Raw genomic sequence first — 20,633 nt, forward strand, 5'->3', positions numbered from 1 at the left:
GCTTGCACACTTCGCCGCACCCCTAATGCGATCTTGGTGCGTTGGCCTTGCAAATTCACAGCAGACAGATCGGCTTGTCGACATCGACAACGGTCAGGCAACTCGCGATCCCAGGCCAGTTGACTGAGAGATTATCGGTCGGCGCCTCGGGATCGTTAAACCCGACCCTAGGTCACAAGGCGCCTGCTTCGTCGCGCCTATCGTCCGATAACTGCTTCACATCCGACGCCTATCACCGCTGACGTTTAAGAGCCGCAACGTTCATGAGACAGCTTTTCGAATACTACCAAAGCTGGATCCCCTGTCCGAACAGCGGCTTGGTTCAGCTTACATGTCTGCTCCAACACTCAACGTGCTGAGGCAAAAGCACGAAGGCCAAAGCAGAGAGGTCTAGATCGCTCGAAGGCCGGCAACCAGCGCTTCGACCTGCCGTTCGAGCTGTACTCGGGTGATGCGACGTCTGGTAACGATCATCCCCCAATATAGGGAGGCGGGTATCATATCCATTGCGAGTTCTCGGTCGATCCCGACCGGCAGTTCACCGCGGCCAATCGCCCGCTCGATCAAGCTTGCTCCGCCGCGCCGACGCGATGCGGATAAATCCTGCAACACGGACAGAAGCTCGGAGCCACGAGACGCTTCAGCATATAGGTCAGGCAGTATCTTGCGCACGAGGCGATGACGAAGCGCGCGCCTTAGCATCAGCAGATACGCTCTCAGATCGTCCCTCAGGCTCCCTTTGTCGGCAACATCCGTGAGAACCATGCCAAACTTTTGAACCGCGTCGGCTGCGAGGGCCAGCTTTGAAGGCCAGCGCCGATATATGGCAGCTTTGCCTGCACCCGCACGTGCGGCTACCCGCTCCAAGCTGAGTGCGGCATAGCCGTGAACAGCCCACTCCTCCAGAAATGCGCGCAGCAGAGAATTGGTGACCTCGTCACGCATTACCGCCGCTCCGCTCGGACGCCGCTTACTTTTTTCGTCGAGACGGTTGCGTTCCATTCAAGATGCTCCATATTGGTCGGAACGGTAACGTTCCAACGAAAGGGAGTAAAGCGAAATGTCCAAATCGACCGATCAGTTTCCCAGCCTGTCGACTTTGTTGCGGCAAGCTCTGGGAGAAGCACTGGCGCCGGATGCAGACACTCTTCTTGAGATGTGCGCCGAGGACGTGGTGTTCGAATTCCCGTATCACCCACCCGGTTTCACTGAGCGACTGGAAGGGCGGGCAGCACTTGAGACCTATCTTCCCACGGTGTCGAAGCTCATTTCGATCGAGTCTATGACGCTCAAACACGCATTCATTTCTGGAGAAGGCGACACTGCGGCCATCGAGTTCAGTTGCAAGGGTCATTCGCCAGACACCGGTGCCCGTTACGATCAGGACTATATATCGATCATAGAGCTCAAGAACGGTCGAATTAGTCGCTACCGCGACTACTGGAACCCACTTGTTGTTCTCTCTGCGCTTGAGAGCGCGCCATCTGCAGTCAAGCACTGAAAGGGGTCCACCATGTCAACTCAGATCCTGGTCATCGGCGGCAAGGGAAAAACAGGAAGACTTGTCACTCGAGAGCTTGCAAGCAGAGGCGTAAAAGCAAAAATCACGACTCGGTCACCCTCGAGGGATGATGATGTCGCCTTTGACTGGCAAGACCCTCGTACAGCTGACGCAGCATTCGACGGCGTCGATGCTGTCTATATCGTTGCACCGACCAACAACAGCGATCATGGGACGATCGTTCCTCCCGTGCTCGAGGTTGCGCGAAAGCGTGGCGTCCGGCGTTTTGTACTGCTCAGTGCGTCATCCCTTGAAGCGGGCGGGCCGATGATGGGACAGATCCACTCCTATCTGCAAAAAGAAGCTCCGGAATGGACAGTCTTGCGACCCACGTGGTTCATGCAGAATTTCTCCGAACAGCAACATCTCGAGACCATTCGGAACGAGAACGCCATCTACTCAGCAACAGGTGGAGGTCGCGTTGGTTTCATCGACGCGGCTGATATTGCCAAGGCGGCTGCAAGCGCCTTGCTGGCGGAAACATCGTGGAACCGCGACTTCATATTGACAGGACCAGAAGCACTTTCTTACGCGGATTTTGCCAAAAAGATCAGTGACGTGATTGGCCGAACCATCAAACACGTCAATCTGACCACGGCCGAACTGGCTGAGCGCTACGCAAGGGCCGGATTGGACGAAGCATATGCCAGTATCCTGGCAAAGATGGACGAGAGAATTAGCGAAGGCAGTGAGGACCGACTGAGTGACGGCGTGTTCGCTCTGACCGGCCGGTCACCTACCGCCGCAGCTGATTTCGCGAAGGCACATAAGGATGCCTGGGCTCACCCAGCCCACGATCCGCAGCTTCAGCCATAGGTCTTTTTCCAGTGACCCGCCAAGAGACGAAACCTGCCTGGAGAGTCAGGCAGGCAGACACCTGGTGGGTGAGAACTTCGCATTCTGAACAGGCTTCGGCATTGTAACGAGCCGCGACCTGATCTGGCCCCGCGTGACACGGGACTGCCTTGAAGAAAGAGTGAAGGCACTCCCGGTTCAGGGTTTCGAATTTGGAGAAAGCAGATAGTGACGAGCCTAGATCGGCGGGGCGAGTGGCGATAATCATGAGAACAGAATCTTCCGGGAGCCAGGAAATCACACGAACTGACTATGAAATCGCTGTGCAGCAACTTGGCATCATGGATGCACTGGCGGCTTATGACCCGCACATAGCGGGAACACCGCCTCTCGGCATCCATACCGAGGCCAGTGACATAGACATTCTCTTCAGCACGCAGGACCCTGATACCTTCGTCGCCGACGTGTGGCGGCTCTACGCCCATATGAGCGGATTTCGCATTTGGCAATGGACGTCGAAAGACCGGCCCATAGTTGCGACATTTCGCGCGTATGGCTGGGATTTCGAACTGTTCGCTAGCTCACTGCCCGTCGCAGAACAGTTTGGATGGCGTCATTTCACTATTGAACACCGGTTGCTTTCGCTAGGAGGTCGTGGCTTCAAAAAGGCCGTCCTAACCCGACGTCAGGATGGATTGAAGACGGAACCAGCCTTTTGGTCAGCACTAAAGCTTGAGGGTGACGCGTATCTTGGTCTACTTTCCCTGGAGCAAGCAACAGACGATGAGCTTCGCGCCCGGCTTGCCTCTGCTGGCTTTGATCAAGAATTTTCTGGATAACATAGCAGCTATCTAGTCTTCAAAAATTCCGATACCGTTCGGGGCGCTGGCCAATGACAGCGACCGGCCTTCTAGGTCGAAACCGCGTCAAATGGGATTCCAGAACAAGCGTCACCGAACCTAGACATCGATTTGCAGGTTCCACCCTCCTGAAGGTACTGAGCAGCAGATCAAGGCGTCACCCTCCTCTACCGGATAGCTCGGCTCGAACAGATAGCTCACCTCACCACGAACGACTTTGGCTCTACACTCGCCGCAGTTGCCGGCGCGGCAACTGTAAGATGGCGAAAGGCCGCTTTGTTCTGCCAGTTCCAGCAGAGTTCCACTTTCCGGCGTCCAAGACGCTTCCTTCTCGGAGTGCGTAAAGACGACCTTTGTGACCTTAGTCGCGGGAGCCCGACCCGAAAGCGTTGCGGGTTCGCTGTTTGCCTGATCGCGCCTCAGTGCCGATGGTCCGAATGCTTCCGCATGGATGCGCTCGTCGCTGATGTTCAATGCACGTAGCCCGGCATGCAAGGACTGCATGAACGCTGGCGGACCACAGAGGAAGAAATCGTAGTCGCCGAACGGCAGATGAGCCTTGAGCAGATCGATATCGATCCGTCCGACAGCATCATACGTCCCCTCATCTTGCACATCCGGCGCGCTCAAGACGCGGACTTGCCGAACACTGCCTTCACTGCGATCAACCAAGTCGGCGATCTCTTGGTCGAAGGCGCGCTCGGAGGCCGTGCGAGAAGACCGGAAAAGCCATATCGGTCTGTGGTAGCCCGTGCGGGCAGCCACATTCACGACATGGTGCAACATTGACAGCATCGGGGTAATACCGATGCCAGCGGCAAGGAGGACAGCCGGACGATGGCGCTCCATCGGATCGATGAAGAACCCACCTCCGGGCACCAGTGCCTCAATCTCCTCTCCGGGCTGCAGGTCATGCAAGAGCTGCGAGCCCCTGCCATCCCGTTTGACGCTCAGCCGATAGAATTCTTCAGAGGGTGCACTTGATATCGTGTAGCTGCGCTGGACCAGGTTATCCTGGTCTGCAATCCGGATTGGAAGATGCTGGCCGGCCTTGTGCGGGACCAGTGCGTTACCGTCAGCAGGGCTCAGATGGATCGACCTGATCGTCTCACTTTCGACCACGACCTTGTCGACGTGCAGACGTCGCCAAGCTCTGGCCCTAGCTCCAGCTTCCATGCGCTGCTCCGCTTCCGTCCAGGTGCCCGTAGACAGGCTGTCAGCGGAGAATCCGTTTTCTGCAAATGTCCAGCGCAAGGCCAGCGCGCCGGGCCGCAAAACGACCTTTTCGGGGAATACGCGCCACAGCCGCTCAGCACCTTCAAACGCCGCAATTTCAGGGGATTCGAGGATGATCTCGACCTTGCCGCTGACTTGCAGCATGGCACCTGTGTGGTGATCAACGAACAAGAGCCCAGCACGTGGGTTGACGACAAAGTTGCCCAGTGTGTTGAAAAACAGGTTGCCGTTGAAGTCAGGTACGGTCAGCGCTCCATCTGCATCAATGCGCACAAAACCGGGCCGACCACCTCGATGCGAAACATCAACATGGCGTCCTTGCTCACCCTGATCTGCGTAGGATGCAACGAAGAATGTGTCCGCGGTTGCGATCAGTCGACGGGCCTCGTCATTCAGCGCATCTGAGATGATTGCCTGCCTAGACGTGCTTACTTCCGGATCTCCAACAAACTCGAAATGACGGCTCTGGATATAGCGCGGACAGTTGCCGAAACTTTGGGCGACTGCGACCTCGAAGCGTCCATCGCTCTGACGTTGAACCGTTCCGTTCAAGCGGTTCCGGCGTCGGGTGACGAGATCGACACCGACCAGACCAATAGGGTCGCCGTTCTCCATCCCCCTTTCGGCCGGATCAGTCCAGTCGCGACGGGCCTCGATTGCAAGCAACAAAGGATCAGGAGAATGCAGGAATCCTGGCTTCCCGGCGCGAATAGTTGCCCAAGGCAGCCCATCCGGATCCACCGCCCCTATCGCGATGAAAGGCAAAAGGGGAAAGAACTGCCGATGCTGTTCCAGCAGGAAGGGCCGAAGGACGTTGCGACCGACGACGTCCATCTGATCGACCACACCGATGCTCCGCTGCAATTCGAGTTCGCCTTCATGCCAAGGCGAAGCAACGAATCCTGCACCTTTTGACATTGTCACCTCCATGATGATGGCGGCCTTGCCCAGAACGCAAAGCTCAGGTTCTGAGGCCTGCGATGGTCTCGGGAAATTCAACAAAGCCGGGAAGCGCCTCGATCTGAGCCAACCACTGACGAACATTCGCATAGGGCATCAGGTCCACGTTCCCTTCGGGCGCTCCCGCGATATAGCTGTAGAGTGCCACGTCAGCGATCGTCGGCTTGTCGCCAACGATGAACAAATGGTGTTCAAGCTCCAGCTCGATCAGACTGAGAATTCGATGCGCGCGCGCAATGACCTCTTCGGCCCGGAAATCGGCACCGAACACGGTGATCAACCGTGCCGCGCAAGGTCCATAGGCAATCTCTCCGGCGGCGACCGAAAGCCATTTCTGGATCCTGGCCATTGTTTGCAGGTCGTCCGGCAACCAGTCTTTCCGGCCAAGTTTCGTCGCGAGATACACAAGGATGGCGTTGGAATCGTTTACCACAAACCCGCCATCATCCAGCACGGGCACCTGACCGAACGCGTTCAGCTTCAGATATTCTGCGGTGCGGTGCTCGCCGTTGGCGAGGTCCACTTCGATGAGTTCAGCCTTCTGATCAATCAAAGAGAGGAAGAGAACTGCGCGATGAGCATGTCCCGAAAGCGGAAGATGGTAGAGTTTCATAGCAACACTCCGAGGTTTCAATAGTCAGCTACAACATTGATACCAACCTACCTCCTTCCAATTATCTGCAGTAGCTATAACAATCGATAATCACCCTCTCATTTTCTGGAAGGAAAAAATGGATCGAGTTGACGCGATGCGCCTCTTTCTCAAAGTGGTCGAGACCGGCAGCCTTTCGGCCGCGGCCAGAGCGCTTCACTCACCCTTGCCGACTGTCAGTCGAAAGATAGCGGAGATGGAAAGGCTCCTCGGCGCGAAATTGATCATCAGAACAAACCGCAATGTCGCACTTACCGATGCAGGTCGGCTGTATTTAAGCGCTGCAAAAGACATTCTGGAACGTATAGATGAGGCTGAGCGGCGAGTGTCAGGAGAATACCTGACCCCGAAAGGCGATCTCACGATGACTGCACCGATCGTGTTCGGCCGCCTGCACGTCCTGCCTGTGGTGACAGATTTTCTCAGGGCGTTTCCCGAGATCAATATGAGACTGACGCTCAGCGATCGGAACAACAATCTGGTGGAGGACCAGATCGACCTCGCGTTGCGCATCGGTGATCTGGCGGATTCGAGCTTAATGGCGCTGCGGTTCGGAGCGATCAGGAGCCGTGTCTACGGGAGCCCGAAGTATCTGCAGCAACATAACGAGCCACTGACACCCCATGATCTGAGTGACCAGCAATGCATCGCTTTTGAGGGCGTCCAATCCTCTCGGTCTTGGCAGTTCAGCGATGGCCAACAGACATTCTCCGTCGATATTCGGCCTCGACTGTCTGTCAACACCGCAGAAGCCGCCGTCGATGCGGCGGCTTCTGGTCTCGGCTTGACGCGGGTGATGTCATATCAGGCCAGCAATCTGGTTGAGCAGGGACTGCTCAAGCCGGTCCTCGAACAATACGAGCTTCCGGCATCGCCAGTACATCTGATTTATCTACCAAGCGCGATAATGCCACTCAAGCTTCGTGCCTTCCTCGATTTCGCCACGCCACGGCTGCGCTCGGCACTGCAATCAAATCGAAGCGAGTAGACCGTCACCGCCAGTTCCTGGCTGGCTTGCAAGCATTCGTCTGTCATGCATGGCATTGCCAAGGTCTCTTGTTGAGACGAGGGCTTAGCGCACCGGAATACTGTCGCGGAACTCAACCAGATCGAGGTTGAAACGTTCTGCTTCTTCCAGGAACGGCGCGTGCCCCGAGTCGGTGTAAATCATCGTGTCTATCGCTGGATTGAGAGTAGTGGCACGTTCGATGCTCGCATTGGCCATCACCAGTGCGTCCTTTTCACCATAGAGCATGACCACCGGGACCTTTACCCTGGGTAACGCACCGGCTGCCAGGACCGGCATCGATGGCGTGTGCCGAACCATTGTCGACGAAGACAGTGCGGCATTCGAAAGAAGTCGATCGAAAGTCGCCTCATCCGGTTGCCTGGCAAAGCACAGCGCCAGAAATTTGCGTGTCGCTTCAAGGCGAACCACCGCGTCTTCAGAAGCCAGGCCGCCGTATACGTCAGGATGCGCTGTCATCAACTGTGGCGACAGTTCAACGACCCCTGCGACATAAAGCAGACCACCAAGGTGATCGTCGCCATAGGTCGCAACATAATTGGTCATGACTGCGCCGCCTAGCGACCATCCAACGAGAACGGGGCTTTTCACCTGTGTCGCTTTCACGACCGTATGCAGATCATCAGCCCAGCGGCGTGCGTTTCCATAGGCAGCACCCTCGTCCGGCTTGCCCGATAAACCGTGGCCGCGGAGATCGAAGGTGATCAGCCTGAAGCGCGAGAGCTCAGCGCTTTTGACTTGGCTTTCCCAGTTTCCATGACTGCCGAGCAGCCCGTGAATGAAGATGATAGGCGGACCGGCCGGATTTCCGAATTCCTGTACGGCGATTTCAACGCCATCCGGAGATACCAGGCTGTAATTGTTTTCAGCAGCCTTGGCAGCCACCGAGGCAAACATCACCGAGACGACGACCAGACATCCGGACATCAAGGTCGCAAAGCGACGGCGCCTACCCTCACGTCTTTCACGCTCATTTTGGCACGCCTCGGACGCTGTATTCCTGAACGACATTTCACCAGATCCTCTTTGCTTGTAGTGATCACTACAAACTAGACACTTGCCATTCGCCGTCAACATGTTTTTAGTGATCACTATGGATAAGCAAAAAAACAAGCGCCGGAGCGGGCCTCGCACATTTGACCGGGATCATGCGGTGGATGTCGCCATGCACCTGTTTTGGCGGCATGGTTTCGAAGGCGTCTCTCTCACGGACCTGACGTCAGCAATCGGTATTGCTCCTCCCAGTCTGTATGCTGCATTTGGCAGCAAAGCGGGTCTCTACCGTGAAGCGCTCGATCGATATGCCCGGATGCCAAATGCGTTCGGAGATCTGGATCCGACGACCAGTCTCTCCGAGGCAATCGAGAACTTTCTCAAGCATGCGGTAAACGCCATCACTGACCCTGCTGGGGAGGGCGGTTGCATGATATCAAGTGGGATGCTTCAGTGTGGCGAGGATCACGTAGAGCTCGCCCTTGAACTGGCAGAACGCCGAAAACTCTTGCGTGACAAGATAGCGCTCACGCTTCAAGCGTGGCTGACCCCCGAAAGCGCTGCATCGTCTGCTCGCTATCTGATGACACTCCTGCTGGGGCTGTCCATCCAAGCCCGCGACGGTGCAAGCCCTGAAGAGCTGCAGGACATTGCAAACGAAGCACTGCTGGTCTTCAAAGCAAGGGAGCCAGGGGGATGCGGCATCGCTCCAGCGTGGTATGTCAAGTCTGGCGATTTCGCAGTGACGCCAAAAGCTACCACATGAAAATCGCCAGCCCCTGCATCGTCCTCTTGGCCTTCGCTATCCTTTACTAAGCAGCGGGCTTTCTCCAATAGGAACGTGATGGGTGATATGTCACATTATTCGCCTTCGTGAACCTTGCCGCTGCCGCCGGCCACCGCGATGTTGTAGGGCTTGCCCTCGACCGCAATCGTGCCGACTTCCTTGAGATCATCCTTGGCGATACGACGGATCAAACCAGCGTTCGGATCGCTCATGACAATCTCGTCACCTGCCATGGCAATACGCGGGCGCGGGTCGTTCCAGTGGCCGTCCATGGAATAGGGCTCGGTCACCTTGGCGCTCTTGGACAGTTTGCCATCCAGGACGTCAATCTGATGCAACGAGCCGTCTTCGGTCAGAACATAGCCGAAGCGGGCATTGGCCGGGTCCAGTGCGAAATCGACCCGACGGAACGGCAGTTCGATGTAGCGGAAGTGAGGCTCATCGGCGGGGTCGACCACGACCAGCCCCTTGGCGCCGTAGTTACCGACGAAGACCTGCATGCTCTTGGCACCGAGCAATGTGCCGGTTGCCTCGCCGCTCGGCAAATCCGCAGGATAGGTCAGCATGTTCGTGACAGGGCCACCCTCGCCCGCCGTCACCGTCAAAATGCCTTCCTTGCAGCCCGCCGCCAAAAATGCGCCTGAGAAGGCTTCACCATGGATTCCGGTGCAGGTTGCAACATCCCCCGCCGGAGTGCCGTCTTCCTTGACGGCACGCAAGCCAACGCGCGTGGGCGCGGCATCGCCTTCAACGGGAGCGTCGGATGCGACGGTCGTGACCCAGGCATTGCCAACAGGCGCGACAAAGCCGTGATGCGCCCGTGTCTGATTCAGACGACTGGACTCGATTTCACCATGCAACAGCTCATGCGCTTCGACGATCTCAGCGTAACCGCCCTTGTCGAAGTTGATGACCACCTTGCCATCGTGATCGATGACATGGAAAGGCCGAGGTCCGGTCAGAGTCTGCTGGACAGCGTGCGGGTCTTTAATCTCAATGTCTGAATGGTCACCGTGCGAGTGAAGCGAAATACCGCTCTGGATGAAGTTGACGGCATCGTCATCGGATTGCACGGCCACGATGGCCGAACCGTTGTTCACGCTATAGAGCTTGTTTTGCCCCGTTGTCTCAAACGTCCACAGGTTCTCCGGCTTGTCGAGATCAAACGCGGTCACCTTCCCCGCTTCGTGATCACCGACGAACACGCGATAAAGCGTAATGTCTTCGACATCCTCGTCGGCGAATGCCATCGGGCCAACAAGCCCCGCGGACAGTGCAAGGACGGAGACGCCCCAAATCAGTCGTTTCATGATCTTTCTCCTTTATGATATTACATAACAATTGCAGCGCGGTTTTTGCCGCGTTTACGGGACAGGTCAGCTCTTGTTGATACCTGACGTGAGCATTTTGACGTTGTAGCGCATCATCTCGATATACGTCGGCGCGGGACCACCGGGCGGGGACAAGGCGTCTGAATAGAGGGTGCCGCCAAGCTTCAAACCGGCCTCGGAAGCAATCTGCTCGACGAGGCGGCTATCGGAAATGTTCTCGGAGAAAACGGCGCCCGCGCGTTTCTCGCGGATCTCACGGATCAGGGAGGCGACATCTGCTGCAGAAGCCTCGGATTCCGTCGAAACACCCTGCGGCGACAAAAAGGACATGCCGTAATCCCGCTCGAAGTAGCGGAAGGCGTTGTGTGCGACCACAGCCACGCGGTGATCTCTAGGGATCGCACCAATCTGCGCCTTGATCTCGGCATCGAGCACTGTGAGTTCTTCAATGTAGGCACTTGCATTGACCTTGTAGGCCTCACATCCGTTGGCATCGGCTGCGCAAAAAGCCTTCTCGATGTTTTGAACATAGGTTTTGACGTTGCCGACTGACTGCCATGCATGCGGATCATTCGGTGTGGCATGGAATATCGCCTTGCCACCCACGAAGTGATAGTGACCACCGGTCGGATCGTTGAGGATGTCGGCGCCGTCACTGACGGTGGTGATCGGAGCGTCAGCCTGGCTTGCCTCGATCAGGCGCGCCATGAACCCTTCGAGCAGCAGTCCGTTGACGAGGATGACGTCAGCGCGCGCCAGAGCCATGGCATCAGCGGGACGGGGCTCATAAACATGCGCGTCGCTATCCGGACCGACAAGCGTTCTAAGCTCGATACGATCTCCACCGACCTGTTTTGCCAGATCTCCGATGATGGAGAAGCTCGCCACGACCGACAGTTTTCCATCCTGTGCAGAGGCTGGCGCAGCGAAGCCACTGAGCAAGGCCGTTGCGAGGCCGGAGAGAAGGAGCGTCCGTTTCTTCATGGGTGTCTCCAGTAACTGTAACTAGGCGGTCCGATGAGCGGACCGCGGTAGCCGCGAGAAAAGCAAGCCGCGCGGACTTGCGATCACGGACACGAAATAGACCGCCCCTGCAGACAGGATGATCGCTGGCCCAGAGGGTAGCGAGGCGTGATAGGATAGAAGCAGGCCAGCGATAGACGACGCAAAGCCGATCGCGATCGCCAGCAGACATATCATCGAAACATGCTGCGACCAGAACCGCGCGGAGGCTGCCGGCAAAACCATGAGGCCAACCGACAGCAAGGTTCCTAGCGCCTGGAATCCAGCGACAAGGTTGATGACAACAAGGCCCAGAAAAATGAAATGAACCGGCGAACCGAGGCGAGACACCGAGCGCAAAAACAACGGGTCCATGCACTCCGCCACCAGTGCACGCCAGAACAACACAAGCAGGACGAGGGTGACGGCACACACAAGTGCAATCAAGCTGAGCGCGTCGTTGTTCAATGCCAGGACGGTCCCGAACAGGACATGCATCAGATCGATACTCGAGCCGCGTAACGACACCATCAGCACGCCGAGCGACAAAGAGATCAGGTAGAACGCGGCCAAAGAGGCGTCCTCTTTCTGGACCGTCAGACGTGCGACCGCCCCGGCTCCCAGAGCCACGACAATTCCGGCAATCAGCCCACCGATTGTCATCGGCACGATTTCCAGCCCATACATAAGAAAGCCGGCGGCGGCCCCAGGCAGTATGGCATGAGCCATCGCATCACCAGTGAGGCTCATTCGCCGCAGCATAAGAAATACGCCGACAGGGCAAGCGCTGAGTGACAACATGAGCGCACCACCAAGCGCTCGTTGCATGAAGGCGAATTCGGTGAAGGGAAGGATCAGGGCGTCGTAGAGCATGGTCATGATTTGGCCCTGCCCGCCACGCGCTGGACGGCGATCGAGGAAACCGCGGGATACTCATCTTCGTGGTGATGGTGTTGATCGTGAACATGCCCCGCCGGACCGCACCATGGGGCGCGCGCGTCCCAGGCTTCATGAAAGTGCCGTGCTCGCAGCAAATTTTCAGGAGACAGGGTCCGGTGCACGTCGCCCCAGGCGACAGGCTGCCGCGCCAGCAACAAGGCTTCGGGAAAATGCTCACGCACCAGATCAAGATCGTGCACGACCACCATCACAGTGCGGTTCTCGCCATGCCAGCCCTTGATCAGCGCGACGAGATCGACGATCGTACGCGCATCAACGGCATTGAACGGCTCGTCGAGAAGAATGAGATCGGCGTCCTGCACAAGCACCCGTGCAAACAGTGCCCGTTGCATCTGACCACCCGACAAGGTGTCAATCGGACGCCTCTCAAAACCTTCCAACCCGACTGCCATCAGCGCATCGGCAACGTCCTGGCGATCCTTGGTGCCATGTCGCCCCAGGAGGCCACGACGCGGCCACAGGCCCAGCGACACCAGATCAATGACGCGGGCGGGAAAGGAGCGATCCAGCTCCGATTGTTGCGGAAGATAGGCAAGGCGGGTGCCCGAAGCCATGGAGCAGGAGCCGCTCATGGGTCGTAGCAGTCCCACGATGCCCTTCATCAAGGTCGACTTGCCTGATCCATTGCCACCAACAACGGCGGTAAGGCTCCCTTGGCGCACAACGCCGTTGAGGTGATGCACCGCGGGATGCCTGTCGTAACCAAGCGTAAAATCGCTGAATTTGAGGCAGGCATCATGCATCTTGTTTCTCACGAAAGACGCCACCGAGGTGCGTCAGGTTTCGATGCGAGCCTTAATGTAATGTTATTACATACGTCAACCAGAAAAGTTTATGGCGCGATATTGCATGCCTGTTCTCGGCGCTCAGACCAGACGTCAGCGCTCTTGGACGCAATCAGGCCCGCCCGGCGACACCTGCTTTGCAAGACGATCCGAGCTCCCACAGTACTGCAGGAAGCGATGGGCATGACGACATCACCGGGAATCTGTTGCGTCGGGATAGGATAGGCGCTGACGGCTGGAGTTAGCTCATGTCGCGCGGTTTCGAGTGCGGCAATCTCGTCCTATTCGACTTCAAGGCACTGGTCCTGTTTTGATCGAAACTCTTATGTCCGGCTGCCCGAAGATCGCGACTGCCGCTTTCGCTCGCGTCTGAAGCAGAAACCCTCGGAGAGAGCATCTTGTGAATGAGACGCTAAATTACCTCGCGTTGCGAACCTCCATCAGCGCCGTGACGAAAGCACGAACAAGGCTCGCCTTTTGCATATCGGGCCGAAACAAGAGGTAGCTCTTGAAATATACTGAGGGCTCGAATGGTCGAAAAACCAGGCCGCGTTGGGCAAATCCATCGATAGCAAGTGGATTGACGATAGCCAGACCAACACCTTCGAGAGCCAGTGCACAGGCCGTAATTGCGAAAGGAGTCTCGATTACCAGATTGGGTCTGGAGCCTGCTGCGGCGCAGTGGTGCTCGAACTGGAGACGGGCGCGATCCTCCGCAGACAGCGCTATGTAATCAACGCCTTCAAAATCCTCAGGCCTTATGACATCTCGTTTTGCCAATGGATGTGCGGGTGGGATCGCGCAGAGAGCTGGGAAGCTCCCGAACACCTGATGTTCAACCCCTGACAAATCAACTTCGTCGGCTGCAAGACCAAGGTCGAAATCTCCATCAACCACGTGATTGCGCACAGCGGCAGACGACATGATATTCAGCGTCACAACGGCGGCCGGATAGGTTTCTCTGAACCGCTTCACAGCGCGCGGCACAATCGTTGATCCAGCCGCTGCCAGGCTGGCCACGCGGATCTGCCCCGAGCCGAAGTCCCGGATGCGAGCCGCAGAGGAACGCAAAAGATCGAGCCCCCTGAAGCTTTGGTCGACGTCGCGGTAGAATGCTTGACCTTCAGGTGTCGGGATCAGCCTCCCCTTGACGCGATCGAACAATGCAAAGCCAACACTCTCTTCGAGTTCGGCGACCAGACGGCTGACATTCGGCTGCGTCACGCCCATCAGCTCTGCCGCTCTTGAGACCGTGCCACTGATGATGACGGCGCGAAATGCCTCAACCTGCCTGAAGTTCATCCCTTACCTATAAGCTTTGAGCATAGACCTAGACGCCATCGTCAATTGTCCTTCTACCACAGGCGTGGCACCTTTTCTTCCGAAATCGAATGAGGACACACCATGCACGACCTGACGCTCTGCGTTAAACGACCCGAAGTTTCGCACGACGGCTTTGCCAGCCTCGCGACGCCCACCTACCGTGCCTCCACAATTGTCTTCGAAAGCGCCGAGGCTTACGCAAACCGGTCAAAGCGTGGCCCTGACGGCTATACCTACGGCCTGCACGGCACTCCGACGTCGCGGACGTTGGAAGCGTCGATCACGGCGCTTGAGCAAGGCCTTCGGACAGTTCTGGTTCCTTCGGGACAGGCCGCCATCACGGTCGTGTTTCTTTCTGTCCTGATGCCTGGCGACACAGTTCTCATCCCGGACAGCGCCTATCCGCCGGTCGCCGGATTTTGCGAGAACTACCTTAAGCCGCGAGGCATCGCCTTTAGCGTTTACGACCCGATGATCGGTGCCGGCATCGCGGACCTGATCGACGATACCGTCAAGCTTATCTGGACGGAATCGCCCGGTTCCACAACGATGGAGGTCCAGGACATTCCTGCGATCGTCGCGGCGGCGAAGGCACGCGGGATCCTCACCGGTTGCGACAACACCTGGGCGACGCCCCTTTATTTCAAGCCTCTCGCTCACGACATGGACTTCTCTTCGATGGCGCTGACAAAGTATGTCGGTGGCCATTCAGACCTCTTGATGGGATCCATCGCTGTCAAAGACATCGCCCTGCACAAGAAACTGAAGGACACCATGCGCATGATCGGCATGGGGGTGTCACCCGACGACTGCGCGCTGGCACTTCGCGGCATGGAAACGATGGGTGTCCGCCTCGCCCATTCCGGTCGCGTTGCTTTGAATTTTGCGAAGCGAATGGCGGAGCGCGTGCCTGCCGAACTGGTGCTGCACCCCGCCCTTCCTGGGGCTGCGGGTCACGCGGAGTTTGAACGGGACTTCGCCGGTGCCAGCGGAGTGTTCAGCCTTGTCATCCCGCCTCATGCCGAGGCTGCCTTGCCTGCCCTTTTAACGGCAGCACAAACCTTCTCAATTGGTGCCTCCTGGGGCGGCACGCACAGCCTGCTTGCACCAATGACAATCACGCGCGCAACAGACCTGGCGGCCCATACGGGCACGATCCTCAGAATCAATGTCGGCCTTGAAGACGAAAGCGATCTTTGGGCGGACCTTGAACCGATTGTTGACGCGGTCGCAAAAGCGCCTGCCGCGGCGAAATCGGCTTAAACGACATAGCCAGATCCATAAAAACAAAGGGAACGATAACATGAAAAACTGGAATATCGGCATCGCGGCCCTTGCCGCAACCCTATCGGCGACGACTGCTCATGCAGGTCCTACGTTGGATAAAGTGAAGGAGCGAGGCCGCATCGTCTGCGGTGCAAGCCAAGGGACGGTCGGATTTGGCTCACCAGACGACAAAGGCTATTGGACCGGCCTTGACGTCGAAACATGCCGCGCCGTGGCCGTCGCCATTTTCGGCGACAAGGAGAAAGTCGAATTCGTCCCTTTGAGCGGGCAACAGCGTATCCCCGCACTGCAGACCGGCGAGATCGACATTTTACCGCGCACCCTGACATGGACCCTTCAGCGCGACGCGAACGGCATCAACTTCACAACCCCGACTTACTACGAGTTTACGGGATTCATGGTTGCCAAGTCCTCCGGTGTCACCAAAGTGGAAGAGATGACGGGAGCATCCGTTTGCGTTCAGACAGGTTCGACTACGGAAGTCGTCGTCAACGATGTGTCGACCAAGCAGAACCTGAAGCTGAACCCGGTCGTGTTCGACAATGTTGCAGCCACGCGTCAGGCATTCTTCTCTGGTCGATGTGATGCGCTGATCACTGATGCGGCCGCCCTTGCTTCCGTTCGCGCAACACAGTCCGACAACCCAGACGACTACGTTATCTTCCCCGCCACCAAATACATGGATGCGCTGACCCCTGCCGTGCGCCATGGAGACGACAATTGGCTGGATATTGTCAACTGGTCGATCCAGGCACTGCTCAACGCGGAACTCTACGGCATTACCCAGGCCAATGTTGACGAGATGATGGGGTCTGACGACCCGCGAGTGAAACGATTCCTGGGGATGGAGCCTGGCAACGGCAAGGCGCTCGGTCTCGATGACAAGTTTGCCTAAAATATCGTCAAGCAGCTGGGCAATTATGGAGAGATGTTCGAGCGCAACCTGGGTGCCGGCAGTGCGCTCAAGATCGAGCGAGGTCCCAACAGGCTCTTTTCGGACGGCGGACTAATGTTCCCGATGGCTTTCCAGTAAGGCAAGGATGCCAACCATGATTTCCGCTGTTTACGATAACAGACGGGTCAGAAACTGGACTGGGCAAATCCTTTTGCTGGGCGGCTTTGCCGCCCTCCTCTTCTGGCTTGTGAGCAACACCGTCGCAAATCTCGACGCCCGGGGTATCAAGGTTGGCTTTGGCTTCCTTTCGCGGCCCGCCAACTTCCCGATTTCCGAAAGCGTCCTGCCCTACGACCCCTCGGACACATTCCTCTGGGCCTATGTCACGGGCCTGGGCAATACCGTTGCAATTTCGATCCTCGCCATCCTTCTGTCGACTGCGCTTGGCTTGCTCGTTGGATTGGCGCGACGTTCAAAGCATCCCCTGACATCCGGCGTCGCCGGGGTTTTCGTGACAACGATGCGGAATATGCCGCTGATCGTCCACCTCCTGTTCTGGTACGCGCTTGCAACGACCGCGTTGCCAGCGCCGCGTGAGGCTTACAATCCCCTGCCCGGGGTTTTCCTGTCGCTGAGAGGCTTTTACGTTCCCTCGGTAGAGTTCAGCGGGACTTCCCTGACATTCGCCTTCGTCCTCATTGTTGCAACCCTTGGTGCGTGGCACATGCGTGGCCGCATGATCAGGCTCGGCTGGTGGCATGACAGCAGACCCCTCCTGGCACTCATCGGGGTGATGGCATTTGCGGCGCTCGGGGCCGGAATTGTTCTCCAACCTAGCGCAACGGTCAGCTTCCCCGAGATGAGTGGTTTCAACTTCACCGGCGGGTTCAGGCTATCACCGGAATTTGCTGCCCTTATGCTGGGCCTGGTGATCTACACCTCTGCCTTTATCGGCGAGATCATTCGCGGCGGCATTGACGCTGTCTCATCTGGACAGTGGGAGGCTGGACGGGCGATCGGGTTGTCCGAACGACACACATTGACCAGGATCATCATCCCGCAGGCGCTGCGGATCATCATTCCGCCGCTGACGTCGCAGTATCTGTCAACGGTCAAGAACACCACGCTTGCGCTCGCCGTCGGCTACCCGGAACTGGGGCTCGTCGTGGGGACGGTGATCAACCAGACAGGACAGGCGATCGAGAGCATCGCTCTCCTGCTCGGCATCTTCCTGACCATCAGCATCGCCGTTTCGCTTTTCATGAATTGGTACAATGCGCGCGTCGCATTGGTGGAGGCAAGATGACAGCAATCGATGTCAGCTCTACTCGGGTGGGGCCTTTGGAACCGTCGACGCCGCCGAGACCAAAGCGCAAGCCGATCCTGCATCTCTTCTTTGGCGATCTTGTCGCAACAGTTCTGACTGTCACGACCGGCTTCCTGCTGATCCTGATGATGCCGGCATTGAACTGGGCCACCTTCGACGCTGTGTGGTCGACAGACGATCCCGCCAACTGCCGCGAAGGCGGTGCGTGCTGGGCGTTCATTGGCGCGAAATTCCGCTTCATCATCTTCGGCGTCTACCCACCAGACGAGCAGTGGCGACCCATCTTGGTCATGAGCTTGCTCCTGGTCATGATCCTCGCCTCCCTCTCACCCAGGCTCTGGGGCCGGAGGCTGATTGCAGTCTGGATCACATCCGTTGCGATCATGCTGGGATTGATGTGGGGTGGCGTATTCGGCTTGACGCCGGTACCGACTTCGAGCTGGGGCGGGTTGCCGGTGACACTCCTGCTTGCCTTGCTATCACTGGGCCTGGGTTTCCCCTTTGCAGTACTCCTCGCCCTTGGAAGGCGTTCGTCCCTGCCGATACCGCGATTGATGTCGCTGTTGACAATCGAACTGGTTCGCGGCCTGCCGCTGGTCGGGCTTCTCTTTGTCGCCTCCATCCTGTTGCCGCTCCTTCTGCCAGCGGGGTGGTCAATCGACAAGCTCGGCCGAACGCTCGCAGCGCTCACGGTCTTTGCCGCCGCCTATCTCGCGGAAGTCATTCGTGGCGGGCTTCAGGGCGTTCCAAGCGGCCAGCTAGAGGCCGCAAGGGCCCTTGGCATACCGGGCTGGAAGGCCGTTTGGCATATCGTGCTGCCTCAAGCGCTCCAGAAAGTCATCCCGCCATTGACCAACACGGCGATCGTGATGGTCAAGAATACCAGTCTCGTGTTGATCGTCGGCGTATTCGACATGTTGAGCGCCGCCCGCGTTGCCGCCACCGACCCCGTTTGGCCGGCGCCCTATGTCGAAAGCTACATCTTTGTCGCTTTGATCTACTTCCTGATCTGCTTTGGCATATCCAACTACAGCCGCTGGCTTGAGACCCGCGTACAAACCCGGAGCTACCGATGAAAGCAGATGACCTTAACGCCATCCAAGTTGCAGCCTTGGATAAATGGTATGGCAGCTTCCACGTGTTGAAGAACATCAACTTGGCGGTGGCGCCGGGAGAACGCATCGTCGTATGCGGCCCCTCGGGATCCGGTAAGTCGACGCTCATCCGCTGCATCAACCGGCTTGAAGAACACCAGCGCGGCAGAATTCGCGTAAACGGCATTCCGCTGGACGATAGCGTCAAGAATCTGGATGCCATTCGACGCGAAGTTGGGATGGTGTTTCAGCATTTCAACCTGTTCCCCCATTTGACGGTCAAGGAGAATTGCGCCCTGCCTCAGATCCTCTCACGCGGGAAAAAGCGAAAGGATGCGGAGGATATGGCCATGCATTTCCTGGAGAAAGTACGCATTCCAGAGCAGGCTGACAAATATCCAGGGCAGTTATCAGGTGGGCAGCAACAGCGGGTCGCTATCGCCCGGGCCCTTTGCATGACACCGAAGATCATGCTGTTCGACGAACCCACTTCAGCGCTGGACCCGGAGATGGTCAAGGAGGTTCTCGATACGATGGTAGAGCTCGCTGAAGAGGGAATGACCATGATCGTTGTGACCCATGAAATGGGATTTGCTCGCAGGGTCGCTGACAGGGTCGTCTTTATGGAAGCAGGTCAGGTGGTCGAAATCAATGAGCCTTCCATCTTCTTTGACGCCCCGGAGCAGCCAAGTACCCGACGCTTTTTGGCAAACATCATGCACTAAAGCCTCAAGTCTGGGAGGAAGCAGGGCTCGTCACCATCGTCGAGTGCTGGCTACCAAGCCATTGACCTGGATCCGGCCGCTCGGAGCCAGCCGCCGCTAAACATGAACATTGGCAGGCGCTGATACCCGTTGATCGATTGGCAAGGCACATCCCTGATTGGTCCGCATTTTGTCCGGGCTATAATCGGGGGCCGCGCAGATCGCGGGCGCCCTGAGACGAGCGTCCGCGTCAGCTGCCGTGCAGGATATCTCGGTGTGATCAAGAATTGCCCCGGAACTGAGAGACGAACTCTGAAACACCGTCATAGCACAGGCCTTGTCATGTCCTCGAGGTCTTCACTGACTTCAGACCATCAAGCAGCAGCATGAGCATGCGTTCAATATGCGCGGCTCCATCCTCCCCCGATGCTACAGCGAGATTGCCAATCCCGCGCAGGAGGTCATAAGGCGCGACGTCGGCGCGAACTTCACCCGCCTCGGCCGCAGAATCCAGCAACATGGATAGTGCCGGCTCAAAACGACTTCGGAAATAGTCAGGCAAGCTGGCAAAAGCTGCATCACCGGAATGGAGGGCGGCGGCCAACCCCTGCTTGGTCGCGAGGAAGCGCGTATAGAGCATCAGCCAGGCACCCAATGCATCAGCAGGCGAATGCTCCGAGGCAAGTGTTGTCGCCGCATCGGCGCACGCATCGACTTCGCGGCGAAAGACCGCAGCGACCAGATCGGCTCGGGTTGGAAAACGGCGATATAGTGTCCCAAGTCCGACGCCTGCTTGGGTGGCAATCTCTCGGATGGGTGCATCAACACCCGAACGGGCGAAAACGATCTTGGCCGCCTCCAAGACTGCCTCCTCATTTTTACGAGCGTCGGCGCGCATTCGCGGTGCCGGGGAGACGGATTTACCGCTCCCGGCGGAGACCGGATCGATCACTTCGTCAGATTGAGACACAGTCAGCCACACCCACTTGCTATTCGGATCATTGTTCCGTATAGACGAAATCGGATCATTGATCCGTTTTGTCCTGAAGGAAGT

At 57.4% G+C, this 20,633-nt stretch carries 19 protein-coding genes and 1 pseudogene; 10 read left to right on the plus strand and 10 right to left on the minus strand.

The window, feature by feature from the left end:
* Positions 1-390: 390 nt before the first annotated feature.
* Complete coding sequence (locus tag QWE_RS00695; RefSeq protein ID WP_006724128.1) at positions 391-1,002, minus strand: TetR-like C-terminal domain-containing protein; 612 nt, start codon at positions 1,000-1,002, stop codon at positions 391-393.
* Positions 1,003-1,060: 58 nt separating this feature from the next.
* Here QWE_RS00695 and QWE_RS00700 point away from each other — a divergent pair, with 58 nt between their 5' ends.
* The 3 genes from QWE_RS00700 to QWE_RS00710 all read left to right on the plus strand — a co-directional run bounded on the left by QWE_RS00700 (position 1,061) and on the right by QWE_RS00710 (position 3,195).
* Complete coding sequence (locus QWE_RS00700; RefSeq protein WP_006724129.1) at positions 1,061-1,501, plus strand: nuclear transport factor 2 family protein; 441 nt, start codon at positions 1,061-1,063, stop codon at positions 1,499-1,501.
* Between the two features lie 12 nt (positions 1,502-1,513).
* Positions 1,514-2,377 carry an ergot alkaloid biosynthesis protein gene (locus tag QWE_RS00705; protein ID WP_006724130.1) on the plus strand — a complete coding sequence of 288 codons (864 nt, stop codon included), beginning with the start codon at positions 1,514-1,516 and terminating at the stop codon, positions 2,375-2,377.
* A 245-nt stretch (positions 2,378-2,622) separates the two neighbouring features.
* Complete coding sequence (locus QWE_RS00710; RefSeq protein ID WP_240532479.1) at positions 2,623-3,195, plus strand: DUF4269 domain-containing protein; 573 nt, start codon at positions 2,623-2,625, stop codon at positions 3,193-3,195.
* Between the two features lie 120 nt (positions 3,196-3,315).
* Here the strand turns inward: QWE_RS00710 and QWE_RS00715 are convergent, their stop codons facing one another.
* Both QWE_RS00715 and QWE_RS00720 read right to left on the minus strand, forming a co-directional pair.
* On the minus strand, positions 3,316-5,370 hold the full coding sequence (locus QWE_RS00715) for a 2Fe-2S iron-sulfur cluster-binding protein (protein WP_040299169.1): 2,055 nt from the start codon (positions 5,368-5,370) through the stop codon (positions 3,316-3,318).
* Between the two features lie 43 nt (positions 5,371-5,413).
* Complete coding sequence (locus QWE_RS00720) at positions 5,414-6,025, minus strand: glutathione S-transferase family protein (RefSeq protein WP_006724134.1); 612 nt, start codon at positions 6,023-6,025, stop codon at positions 5,414-5,416.
* 118 nt (positions 6,026-6,143) lie between these two features.
* On the opposite strand from QWE_RS00720, the gene QWE_RS00725 reads away from it, so the two are divergent.
* A complete protein-coding gene (locus tag QWE_RS00725; protein WP_006724135.1) occupies positions 6,144-7,052 on the plus strand; it encodes a LysR family transcriptional regulator in 909 nt (302 codons plus the stop codon).
* Positions 7,053-7,136: 84 nt separating this feature from the next.
* Here QWE_RS00725 and QWE_RS00730 read toward each other — a convergent pair whose 3' ends face one another.
* Positions 7,137-8,102, minus strand: a complete 966-nt coding sequence (locus tag QWE_RS00730) for an alpha/beta fold hydrolase (protein WP_240532480.1) — start codon at positions 8,100-8,102, stop codon at positions 7,137-7,139.
* Positions 8,103-8,184: 82 nt separating this feature from the next.
* On the opposite strand from QWE_RS00730, the gene QWE_RS00735 reads away from it, so the two are divergent.
* Positions 8,185-8,850 (plus strand): TetR/AcrR family transcriptional regulator, encoded by a 666-nt coding sequence (locus QWE_RS00735; protein ID WP_052018027.1) that lies wholly within the window; start codon positions 8,185-8,187, stop codon positions 8,848-8,850.
* Positions 8,851-8,945: 95 nt separating this feature from the next.
* Here the strand turns inward: QWE_RS00735 and QWE_RS00740 are convergent, their stop codons facing one another.
* The 5 genes from QWE_RS00740 to QWE_RS00760 all read right to left on the minus strand — a co-directional run bounded on the left by QWE_RS00740 (position 8,946) and on the right by QWE_RS00760 (position 14,251).
* Positions 8,946-10,181, minus strand: coding sequence for a metallochaperone AztD (locus QWE_RS00740; protein ID WP_006724138.1), 1,236 nt, complete (start codon positions 10,179-10,181; stop codon positions 8,946-8,948).
* Positions 10,182-10,247: 66 nt separating this feature from the next.
* Positions 10,248-11,186, minus strand: a complete 939-nt coding sequence (gene aztC, locus QWE_RS00745; protein ID WP_006724139.1) for a zinc ABC transporter substrate-binding protein AztC — start codon at positions 11,184-11,186, stop codon at positions 10,248-10,250.
* Between the two features lie 21 nt (positions 11,187-11,207).
* Positions 11,208-12,083: a zinc ABC transporter permease AztB gene (aztB, locus tag QWE_RS00750; protein ID WP_006724140.1), complete on the minus strand. Its 876-nt coding sequence runs from the start codon at positions 12,081-12,083 to the stop codon at positions 11,208-11,210.
* Positions 12,080-12,907, minus strand: coding sequence for a zinc ABC transporter ATP-binding protein AztA (gene aztA / locus QWE_RS00755; RefSeq protein WP_006724141.1), 828 nt, complete (start codon positions 12,905-12,907; stop codon positions 12,080-12,082). The genes aztB and aztA overlap by 4 nt, the downstream gene beginning before the upstream one ends.
* A 459-nt stretch (positions 12,908-13,366) precedes the next feature.
* Positions 13,367-14,251, minus strand: a complete 885-nt coding sequence (locus QWE_RS00760; RefSeq protein ID WP_006724142.1) for a LysR substrate-binding domain-containing protein — start codon at positions 14,249-14,251, stop codon at positions 13,367-13,369.
* A 102-nt stretch (positions 14,252-14,353) separates the two neighbouring features.
* Between QWE_RS00760 and QWE_RS00765 the strand changes: the two genes are divergently transcribed.
* From QWE_RS00765 to QWE_RS00785, 5 genes and pseudogenes are all read left to right on the plus strand, one after another.
* The gene (locus QWE_RS00765) at positions 14,354-15,535 is read left to right on the plus strand and encodes a PLP-dependent transferase (protein ID WP_006724143.1); all 1,182 of its coding nucleotides are present in this window, start codon (positions 14,354-14,356) and stop codon (positions 15,533-15,535) included.
* Positions 15,536-15,575: 40 nt separating this feature from the next.
* Positions 15,576-16,592 (plus strand): annotated as a pseudogene (locus QWE_RS00770) (amino acid ABC transporter substrate-binding protein).
* A gap of 16 nt (positions 16,593-16,608) precedes the next feature.
* Complete coding sequence (locus QWE_RS00775) at positions 16,609-17,760, plus strand: amino acid ABC transporter permease (protein WP_006724145.1); 1,152 nt, start codon at positions 16,609-16,611, stop codon at positions 17,758-17,760.
* Positions 17,757-18,857, plus strand: a complete 1,101-nt coding sequence (locus QWE_RS00780) for an amino acid ABC transporter permease (RefSeq protein WP_006724146.1) — start codon at positions 17,757-17,759, stop codon at positions 18,855-18,857. Before QWE_RS00775 ends, QWE_RS00780 begins: the two co-directional genes overlap by 4 nt.
* On the plus strand, positions 18,854-19,600 hold the full coding sequence (locus QWE_RS00785; RefSeq protein ID WP_006724147.1) for an amino acid ABC transporter ATP-binding protein: 747 nt from the start codon (positions 18,854-18,856) through the stop codon (positions 19,598-19,600). The genes QWE_RS00780 and QWE_RS00785 overlap by 4 nt, the downstream gene beginning before the upstream one ends.
* 319 nt (positions 19,601-19,919) lie before the next feature.
* On the opposite strand, the gene QWE_RS00790 is transcribed toward QWE_RS00785, so the two are convergent.
* On the minus strand, positions 19,920-20,441 hold the full coding sequence (locus QWE_RS00790; protein ID WP_006724148.1) for a TetR/AcrR family transcriptional regulator: 522 nt from the start codon (positions 20,439-20,441) through the stop codon (positions 19,920-19,922).
* Positions 20,442-20,633: the final 192 nt, after the last annotated feature.

Origin of the sequence: Agrobacterium albertimagni AOL15 (assembly GCF_000300855.1) — a bacterium.
Taxonomy (GTDB): Bacteria; Pseudomonadota; Alphaproteobacteria; order Rhizobiales; family Rhizobiaceae; genus Allorhizobium; species Allorhizobium albertimagni.

What these genes read in the sequence shown, in the direction of transcription:
- QWE_RS00695 (WP_006724128.1), bottom strand. Translation starts at nt 1,002, where the DNA reads ATGGAACGCAACCGTCTCGACGAAAAAAGTAAGCGGCGTCCGAGCGGA.
- QWE_RS00700 (WP_006724129.1), top strand. Translation starts at nt 1,061, where the DNA reads ATGTCCAAATCGACCGATCAGTTTCCCAGCCTGTCGACTTTGTTGCGG.
- QWE_RS00705 (WP_006724130.1), top strand. Translation starts at nt 1,514, where the DNA reads ATGTCAACTCAGATCCTGGTCATCGGCGGCAAGGGAAAAACAGGAAGA.
- QWE_RS00710 (WP_240532479.1), top strand. Translation starts at nt 2,623, where the DNA reads ATGAGAACAGAATCTTCCGGGAGCCAGGAAATCACACGAACTGACTAT.
- QWE_RS00715 (WP_040299169.1), bottom strand. Translation starts at nt 5,370, where the DNA reads ATGTCAAAAGGTGCAGGATTCGTTGCTTCGCCTTGGCATGAAGGCGAA.
- QWE_RS00720 (WP_006724134.1), bottom strand. Translation starts at nt 6,025, where the DNA reads ATGAAACTCTACCATCTTCCGCTTTCGGGACATGCTCATCGCGCAGTT.
- QWE_RS00725 (WP_006724135.1), top strand. Translation starts at nt 6,144, where the DNA reads ATGGATCGAGTTGACGCGATGCGCCTCTTTCTCAAAGTGGTCGAGACC.
- QWE_RS00730 (WP_240532480.1), bottom strand. Translation starts at nt 8,102, where the DNA reads ATGTCGTTCAGGAATACAGCGTCCGAGGCGTGCCAAAATGAGCGTGAA.
- QWE_RS00735 (WP_052018027.1), top strand. Translation starts at nt 8,185, where the DNA reads ATGGATAAGCAAAAAAACAAGCGCCGGAGCGGGCCTCGCACATTTGAC.
- QWE_RS00740 (WP_006724138.1), bottom strand. Translation starts at nt 10,181, where the DNA reads ATGAAACGACTGATTTGGGGCGTCTCCGTCCTTGCACTGTCCGCGGGG.
- aztC (WP_006724139.1), bottom strand. Translation starts at nt 11,186, where the DNA reads ATGAAGAAACGGACGCTCCTTCTCTCCGGCCTCGCAACGGCCTTGCTC.
- aztB (WP_006724140.1), bottom strand. Translation starts at nt 12,083, where the DNA reads ATGACCATGCTCTACGACGCCCTGATCCTTCCCTTCACCGAATTCGCC.
- aztA (WP_006724141.1), bottom strand. Translation starts at nt 12,907, where the DNA reads ATGCATGATGCCTGCCTCAAATTCAGCGATTTTACGCTTGGTTACGAC.
- QWE_RS00760 (WP_006724142.1), bottom strand. Translation starts at nt 14,251, where the DNA reads ATGAACTTCAGGCAGGTTGAGGCATTTCGCGCCGTCATCATCAGTGGC.
- QWE_RS00765 (WP_006724143.1), top strand. Translation starts at nt 14,354, where the DNA reads ATGCACGACCTGACGCTCTGCGTTAAACGACCCGAAGTTTCGCACGAC.
- QWE_RS00775 (WP_006724145.1), top strand. Translation starts at nt 16,609, where the DNA reads ATGATTTCCGCTGTTTACGATAACAGACGGGTCAGAAACTGGACTGGG.
- QWE_RS00780 (WP_006724146.1), top strand. Translation starts at nt 17,757, where the DNA reads ATGACAGCAATCGATGTCAGCTCTACTCGGGTGGGGCCTTTGGAACCG.
- QWE_RS00785 (WP_006724147.1), top strand. Translation starts at nt 18,854, where the DNA reads ATGAAAGCAGATGACCTTAACGCCATCCAAGTTGCAGCCTTGGATAAA.